Raw genomic sequence first — 7,862 nt, 5'->3', positions numbered from 1 at the left:
TTCGAAACCGGGTTCATCGCTGAGCCAGCGGCCGCGGCAGCCGCGCGCTCGAGGGCGCGGGCCTCGCGGCGCGTCAGCGGTAGGCCGGCGGGGGGCGTCTGCTCGGCCGACATCGCGGGCTCGGGGGTGTTCGAGGGGTCGGTCATGAGCGCTTCCTGGGACGGACGGCGCATCGACTCACGGTTCTCCTCGTTCGGGCGGACCGACCCACCTTACGATCGGAGCCGCCCGCTGACCAGGGGTGGAGGCGAACTTTCAGGAGCTGTACCCTTCGTGGCCGACCGGCACCGCGCCTCCTGACGGGGGTCGCTCGCCGTGATGCCGGTGACGCCACCGACCACCCGACGGGCGCGTCACACCCGGAACGCGGGACGGGCGGCCCCCGGTCACCCCACCTCGCGGGGGTTCCGTCCGGCGGGCGGCACCCCCTACCCTCGGGCCGTGACCTTCGTCCTGGCTGCCCTGCCCCTGCTGCTGATCGTGGGGGCGCTCGTCGACATCGTCACGCGCCCCGAAGGCGACGTGCGCCACCTGCCCAAGGGCCTGTGGATCATGATCGTGCTGTTCCTGCCGCTGATCGGCAGCATCGTCTGGTTCGCCGCCGGCCGCGAGTACGGCCGACGCGTCGAGCAGATCGGCCCGCGCGACCAGAGCCGGTACCACGAGGCCGCGGCCCGCACGCTCGACCACCGCGTCCGCAGCACCGAGCAGCAGCTCGCCGACCTCGACCGCGAGGCCGAGCACTACGAACGGCTGGCGCGCCTGGCGAAGCTCGAGGCCGAGGTCGAGCAGCGCCGGTCGACGGCCGGCAACGACGTCCCTGCCTGACCACCGGCGCGCCTCCCGACCGTCGCTCCGTGCCCTGACCCGGGGACGAGATCTGCGCGGCGCGAGGGTGCGGGCCCCGGCCGAGCGTGATCCGGTACGTACCGGATCGTGCCGAGAACAGGAGCGCGGCGTCGAGTGGCTGATCCGGTACGTACCGGATCAGCGGGTGAGCACGACACCCCCAGGAGGCGCGGGGCGGGCAGCGAGGACAGAACGCGCCTTCCGGGCAGTCGCGACACACGAGAACGGGCGGGTCCGCGGCGGGCGGGCGTCCGGGGACACCCGCCGACCACGAACCCGCCAGCTCAGCACCCAGGAGGCGCGGGTCACCGCCCCGAGACGGCCGACGTCAGCCGCGCAGCCAGACCGACGTCGGCCACCCCGGGGACGGCCGGAGCCAGCCCCGCAGCCAGACCGACCTCAGCCGCGCAGCCAGGCCGCCGTCTCGCCCGGCAGCTGCCCGGCGTCGGTCAGCGGCCCGCTCGCGACCAGCACCTCGCCCGAGCCCAACCCGAGCGCGGACAGGTCGACGGGCTCGGTGCCGAACACGCACACGACGTGCCATCCGCCGGGACGGACGAAGTGCAGCACGTCGTCGCGACCCTCGACCGGCAGCCACTCGAGCGTCTCGTCGGTCTGCAGGTCGCGCCGCGCGGCGAGGGCCGCACGGTAGAGCGCGAGCGTCGAGGTCGCGTCGGCTTCCTCGGCCTCGACCGAGTACTCGCCGAACCAGCTCGGCTGAGGCAGGTGGGCCTCGCCCGGGCCGAAGCCGAACGACGATCCCGACCGGGTCCAGGGCAGCGGCACGCGGCAGCCGTCGCGGCCGATGTCGACGCCGGGGTTGCGGAAGAACGAGGGGTCCTGGCGCTCGTCGGCGGGGATGTCGGCGACCTCGGGCAGCCCGAGCTCCTCACCCTGGTAGACGTAGGCCGACCCGGGCAGACCGAGCATGAACAGCGACGCCGCTCGGGCCCGACGCAGGCCGGTCTCGACGTCGACCTCGGGCGAGGTGCCGCCCGAGAGCAGCCACTCGGCACCCTGCTTGACGTCGCGACCGTCGAGGGCGGGCAGGCCGTAACGGGTCGCGTGGCGGACGACGTCGTGGTTCGAGAACACCCACGTCGTCGACGAGCCCGAGGCCTCGGCGGCGTCGAGGTTGTAGGTGATGATGTCGTGGAACTGCGTGGCGTCGAAGTCGGCCTCGAGCAGGTCGAAGTTGAACGCCTGGCCCAGCCCCTCGGCGCTGGCGTAGCGGGCACGACGCGACGGCTCGACCCAGGCCTCGGCCACGGCGATGCGCGGCGGGTCGTACTCGTCGAACACCTCACGCCACGTGGCGTAGATCTCGTGCACCTCGTCGCGGTCCCACAGCGGGTGGTCGCCGTCGGCCTTCGGCAGCGCCTCGAGCTCGGCCCTGGACGGCAGCACCTCGGGCAGGCTCTTCGCCAGCCCGTGCGCCACGTCGACGCGGAAGCCGTCGACGCCCCGGTCCGACCAGAAGCGCAACGTGGTCAGGAAGTCCTCGCGCACCTCCGGGTTGTCCCAGTCCCAGTCGGGCTGCTCGCTGGCGAACGAGTGCAGGTACCACTGGCCGTCGGCGACGCGGGTCCAGGCCGGGCCGCCGAAGATCGACGTCCAGTCCGAGGGCGGCAGCTCTCCGGACTCGCCGAGGCCGTCACGGAAGATGTAGCGCGCCCGGGCGGGCGATCCCGCGGGGGCGGCCAGAGCCTCCTGGAACCAGACGTGCCGGTCGGACGAGTGGTTCGGCACGAGGTCGGCGATCACGCGGATGCCGGCGGTGTGCAGCGCGTCGATCATCTCGTCGAACTGCGCCAGAGTGCCGATCTTGGGGTCGACGTCGCGGTAGTCGTCGACGTCGTAGCCGCCGTCGGCGAGGGCCGACGGATAGAACGGGCTCAGCCAGACCGCGTCGACGCCCAACTGCTGCAGGTAGGGCACCGCCGCCGTGATGCCGGGCAGGTCACCGATGCCGTCGCCGTTCGAGTCGGCGAAGCTGCGGGGATAGATCTGGTAGACCGCCGCCTGGCGCCACCAGGTCGGGTCGTCGGTCAGCAGCTCGGTCGAGGGTTCGGTGCGGAGCGTCTCGGTCATCGTGGAGCGGGGTCCTCTCGGTGGTGGGTTGCCTGGAAGGTCAGGAGGCGCGGGTCGCGCCCCCGACGGACGCCTACTTGATCGCGCCCTGCGTCACGCCCGCCATCACCCAGCGCTGGGTGAAGAGGTAGACGACGATCGCGGGGGCCATCGCCATGAGGTACGAGGCGAAGGCGACGTTGTAGTCGTTGCTGAACTGCGTCTGGAAGATCTGTTGCAACACGGGCAGGGTCTGGAGCGACGGGTCGGCCGTGATCAGCGACGGCATGGCGAAGTCGTTCCACGAGGCCAGGAAGGCGAAGATGCCGACCGTGGCGCTCATCGGTGCGAGCAGCGGGAAGACCAGGCGCCAGAAGACCTGCCACGTGGTGGCGCCGTCGAGCCGCGCGCTCTCTTCGAGCTCTTCGGGCAACGACCTCAGGAACGCCGTGAACAGCAGGATCGAGAACGACAGCTGGAACATGACGTGCAGCAGGGCGACGCCGGCGGGGTTGTCGAGGCCGACGATGCCGGTCAGCTTGATCTGCGACAGCGCGACCACCGGGAACGGCAGGAACATCGCGGCGAGCAGGTAGAAGAACGAGAAGCGGAACAGCTTGCGGTCCCAGTTGCGCGAGATCGCGTACGACGCCATCGACGCGAGCACCACCGTGCCGACGACGGTCGCCGCCGTGACCAGGGTCGAGATGCCGAACGCCCGCGGGAAGTCGGTCAGCTGCCAGGCGGTCGCGAAGTTCGAGAAGTCGATCGGTGCCGGCAGGCTGAACGCGTTGCCGTCGACGGCCTGCGCCGTCGTCTTGAGCGACATCGTGATGGTGACGTAGATCGGGATCAGCACGGTGATCGTGCCGAGCACGAGCAGCGCGGTGACGAGACGGTTCGGACGTTCCCGACCGACGCGACCGCGTCGACGACGGGTGACGGCGTCGGCGTCGCGACCCGCGCCTCCTGGGGTGGGGGCCGGCGAAGCGGCAGGGGTGACGAGTGCGGTGTTCGCCATCAGACGGCCGCCTTTCCGCGGGTGATCCGGAGTTGGACGAGCGCGATCGCGACGGCGATCACGAAGAAGATGGTCGCGTTGGCCATCTGGTAGGCGTAGTCGCCACCGGTGAAGCCCGTGAAGATCGTCATCGCGATGCTGCGGGTCGACGTGCCGGGGCCGCCGTTCGTCAGGCCGACGATGATGTCGTACGAGTTCAGGAAGTTCTTGAAGCCGATGATCGTGTTGATCAGGACGTAGCCCGCGATGAGCGGCAGCGTGATCGACCGCAGCTGCTTCCAACCCGAGGCGCCGTCGAGGCTGCTCGCCTCGTACACCTCGCCGGGGATGGCGAGCAGGCCCGCGATGTAGATCAGCAACGTGCTCGGGATCGCCTGCCACGCGGTCACGACGACGATGCCGATCCAGGCGGTGTCGGCGTTCGCGAGGATGCTGTCCTGCAGCCCCGGGATGCCGAGCGAGGCGCCGAGGGCGGGCAGCGAGTTCGAGAAGAGGAACTGGAAGACGAACGCGATGATGATGCCCGAGATGACCATCGGGATCACGAACACGGCCCGCAGCGCCGTCTTGGCCTTGATCTGCGAGGTGAGGCCGATCGCCAGCAGCAGCGCGACGACGTTGACGGCGATCACCGTGACCAGCGCGAAGCCCATCGTGAAGCCGTACGAGCCGAGGATCGCCGGGTCGGTCGCCATCGCGAGGTAGTTCGTGATGCCGACCATGTCGAACTCGCCGAAGCCGATCGAGTTCGTGAAGCTGTAGAACACGCCCATCACGGCCGGCAGGGTGATCGCCAGCGAGAACAGGACGAGCGTCGGCACGAGGAAGAAGTAGAAGACCGGGTCGACGCGCTTGCCGCGACGCCGGGGGTTGCCGGCCGTGCTGCCGCTCAGCGAGGCGCGGGCGCCTCGCGCGGCCGTGGGGGTGGTGGTGGCCATCGGGTCTCCTTCGACTCGGGCGGTGGTCGGGGTGGCGGAGCCCGCGGTGCGGCCCGCGGTGCGGCCCGCGGTGCGGCCTACGGTGCGGCCCGCGCCGTCGAGCGCGCTCATGCGCGGAGCGCCAGACGGCGCCAGTCGGCGTCCATGGTGCGCAGGGTGCCCTCGACGCTGGCGCCCGTGACGATGCCCTGCACGTAGTTCTCGGCGGGGATCGTCAGCGGGATCGCCTTGGAGGCCCCCTGGTAGAACCGCGCGTCGTCGTAGTAGCTCTGCATGCCAACGATGCGCTCGTCGGTCACGGCGGGGGCCGACCTCGTGGTGCCGAACGCCAGGAAGTCCCGGTTGTAGGCGTCCTGGATCTCGGGCTGCATGAGATAGGTCAGGAACTCGCGGGCGGCGTCCTGCTTGCGCGACTGCTCGGGCACCCACAGGGCCAGGTCGAGGTTGACCCGCACCTTGCGGTCGGCGGGGTCGTCGGTCATCGGCAGAGGGAACGTGCCGACCTTCGCCTCGGGGTTCGCCTTCGTGATCTCGCCGAGTGCCCACGGCCCCTGCATGAGCATCGCCGCCTCGCCCTGGGCCATGGCGAGATTTCCGTCGCCGTAGCCGCGACTGTTGCGGTTGTCGTTCGACAGCCGGCCGAGCTGCACCATGCGCTCGACGGGTTCGCGGAAGTCCTTCTCGAACGAGACCGAGCCGCCCTGGCCGACGCTCGTGCGCTCGGCGTTCATCTTCTCGTAGAAGGCCGCGACGTCGAGCGAGCCGCCGGTCGTGTAGTCGAACAGGCCCTGCGCGACGGTCCACGGTTCGCGGAAGGTGCTGTAGATCGGCGTGACGCCGGCCGCCGTGAAGGTGTCGCACGCGGCGAGGAACTCGTCCCACGTGGTCGGAACCTCGACGCCCAGGTCGGCGAAGATCTGCTGGTTGTAGATCACCGACGCCGCCGTGATCGAGTACGGCAGCACGCTCGTCCGGCCGGGGTAGGTCGCCTACTGGTCGACGAGGCTCTGCACCTCGGGGCGGATCGTGCCCGCCTCGGGCAGGTCGCCCAGGTCGCTCAGCGCCCCGCGCTCCATGAAGCGGGCCATCTCGAGGTTGTACGTGAAGGCCGCGACGTCGGGCGGGTTGCCGCGGACGAAGCCGGCCGAGATGCCCGAGGTCGAGTCGTGGATCACCCGGACCGCCGACTGGGACTCGTTGAACCGCGAGACCAGGTCGGAGAAGTACGGGATCGCCTCGGGCTTGGTCGCGTAGAAGGTGATCTCGGTGCGCCCGCGGCCCGAGCCGGACGGAGCGCAGCCGGCGAGGAGGAGCGCCGCCCCGGCGGCACCGATCCCGCCGAGGAGGGTGCGTCGGCTGAGGCCGGCACCGGAGGGCAGTGGGGGTGTGGGCACGTCGTCGTCTCCCGGGTCGCGACCCCGACGACAGCGTCGGGACCGAGTTGATCTGGTGTGTAGATTTAGACCCTAGATCAATTCGTGGCGTGGCACCATGGGTCGTCGTCGAAAAGATCCGCCGTGTCGCGAGAGACCGGCCACAGCACGAGGAGGCGCGGGTGGCGCTGAGCACCGGGGTGTCGTCGCCGAGCCTGCTACGCCGCATGAACGCGGCCGAGGTGCTGCGGCACGCGTGGTCCGTCGACGCCGTCACGGCGAGCGACCTGATCGCCCTCACCGGACTGACCCGGTCGACCGTGCTCGGGGTCTGCGACGACCTCATCGACCGCGGCTGGATGGTGTCGCTCGCCGACGCCCGCTCGACCGGCGAGTACCGCAAGGGCCGCCCCGCGCGGCGCTACGCCCTGGCGCGTTCCGCCGGGCACGTCGTCGGGGTCGACGCCGGCCAGCACCAGCTCACCGCCGTCGTGGCCGACCTGCGGGGCGACGTGCTCGCGCGGGCCGTCCGCCGCATCGACCCCTGCGGCTCGGCCGACGATCGCCGACGCATCGTGTCGGCCCTGGTCGACGACGCCCTCGCCTTGGCCTCGCTCGCCGACGACGACGTGCTCGCCGTGACCGTCGGCGTCCCGGCCCCCACCGACGCCGAGGGCCGGTCACCGGTCGAGGCCGGCGCCGACTTCTGGGACCTGATGAACCCGGACTACGTCGGCCTGTTCGCCCCGCGCGGCTGGGCCGTCGTCGTCGAGAACGACGCGAACCTCGCGGCGGTCGCCGAGGCCGCGGCGCGCGAGGTCGGCGGCGTGCGGCGCGCTGGCGCGGCGGGCGACGCGGGCGACGCCGGCGTCGGCGTCGGCGGGCGCGGCGACGGCGGGGCGGGGCCCTCGTTCGTGACCCTGCTGGCCGGCGAGCGATTCGGCGCCGGGTTCGTGCTCGACGGAGCCCTCGTGCGGGGCAACCGCGGTGCCGCGGGCGAGATGCGCCTCCTCGACCTGGTCGACGGCGTCGGTTCGGCGGACGGCATCGGTGCCGTGCTGCGGGACTGGGCCCGGGCCGCCCGGGCACTCGGCACGGTGCCCGAGTCGTCTCCGTTGTGGGCGGTGCCGATCGACCGGCTCGACGCGGCGGACGTGCTCGCCGCCGCCGACGCGGGCGACCCGGCCGCACTGCGCCTGGTCGAGCGCATGGCCGAACGGTTCGGACGCGTCTGCGCCGTGCTCAGCGGCATGCTCGACGTCGACCGCATCGTCGTCGCCGGGGCCGTGGCACCCTCGATCGGCCTGCTGCTCGAGCGGACGACGCCGTGGCTCAGCAGGTTCACGCACCGGGCCGCGCCCGAGGTCGTCGCCTCGACGCTGGGCGACGCGGTCGTGACCACCGGCGCCGTCGAGCGTGCCCTGGCGCACGTGCGCGGCCACGCACTCGAGCTGACGCTGCCGGGTGCGGCGGACGCGACCCGCGCCTCCTGAGGGCTGCTCGGCTCGGGCTCGGGCTCGGGCTCGGGCTCGGGCTCGGACGGCGATGAACCCGGTTTCGAACGATGCACCCGGTTGCTTCCGGGTTCATCGTTCGGAACCGGGTTCATCG

The 7,862-nt window shown here is 71.6% G+C and carries 6 protein-coding genes and 1 pseudogene; 2 read left to right on the top strand and 5 right to left on the bottom strand.

What is annotated here, in order from left to right; translation table 11 throughout:
- Positions 1–441 precede the first annotated feature (441 nt).
- On the top strand, positions 442–828 hold the full coding sequence (locus tag BIV04_RS16075) for a PLD nuclease N-terminal domain-containing protein (RefSeq protein WP_071257652.1): 387 nt from the start codon (positions 442–444) through the stop codon (positions 826–828).
- A gap of 420 nt (positions 829–1,248) precedes the next feature.
- On the opposite strand, the gene BIV04_RS16070 is transcribed toward BIV04_RS16075, so the two are convergent.
- The 5 genes and pseudogenes from BIV04_RS16070 to BIV04_RS17560 form a co-directional block, all read right to left on the bottom strand.
- Positions 1,249–2,940: a glycoside hydrolase family 13 protein gene (locus tag BIV04_RS16070; protein ID WP_071257649.1), complete on the bottom strand. Its 1,692-nt coding sequence runs from the start codon at positions 2,938–2,940 to the stop codon at positions 1,249–1,251.
- Between the two features lie 73 nt (positions 2,941–3,013).
- A complete protein-coding gene (locus BIV04_RS16065; RefSeq protein ID WP_071257647.1) occupies positions 3,014–3,940 on the bottom strand; it encodes a carbohydrate ABC transporter permease in 927 nt (308 codons plus the stop codon).
- Positions 3,940–4,878, bottom strand: a complete 939-nt coding sequence (locus BIV04_RS16060; RefSeq protein WP_055977712.1) for a carbohydrate ABC transporter permease — start codon at positions 4,876–4,878, stop codon at positions 3,940–3,942. The genes BIV04_RS16065 and BIV04_RS16060 overlap by 1 nt, the downstream gene beginning before the upstream one ends.
- A 107-nt stretch (positions 4,879–4,985) precedes the next feature.
- Positions 4,986–5,849 (bottom strand): annotated as a pseudogene (locus BIV04_RS16055) (ABC transporter substrate-binding protein); the annotation flags it as partial.
- Between the two features lie 18 nt (positions 5,850–5,867).
- Complete coding sequence (locus BIV04_RS17560) at positions 5,868–6,272, bottom strand: twin-arginine translocation signal domain-containing protein (protein ID WP_369825333.1); 405 nt, start codon at positions 6,270–6,272, stop codon at positions 5,868–5,870.
- Positions 6,273–6,433: 161 nt separating this feature from the next.
- On the opposite strand from BIV04_RS17560, the gene BIV04_RS16050 reads away from it, so the two are divergent.
- Positions 6,434–7,744 carry an ROK family protein gene (locus tag BIV04_RS16050; protein ID WP_083396544.1) on the top strand — a complete coding sequence of 437 codons (1,311 nt, stop codon included), beginning with the start codon at positions 6,434–6,436 and terminating at the stop codon, positions 7,742–7,744.
- Positions 7,745–7,862: the final 118 nt, after the last annotated feature.

It is taken from the genome of Frigoribacterium sp. MCBA15_019 (assembly GCF_001864945.1).
Classification (GTDB): Bacteria; Actinomycetota; Actinomycetes; order Actinomycetales; family Microbacteriaceae; genus Frigoribacterium.
This window is presented reverse-complemented; position numbering and strand designations above follow the sequence as displayed.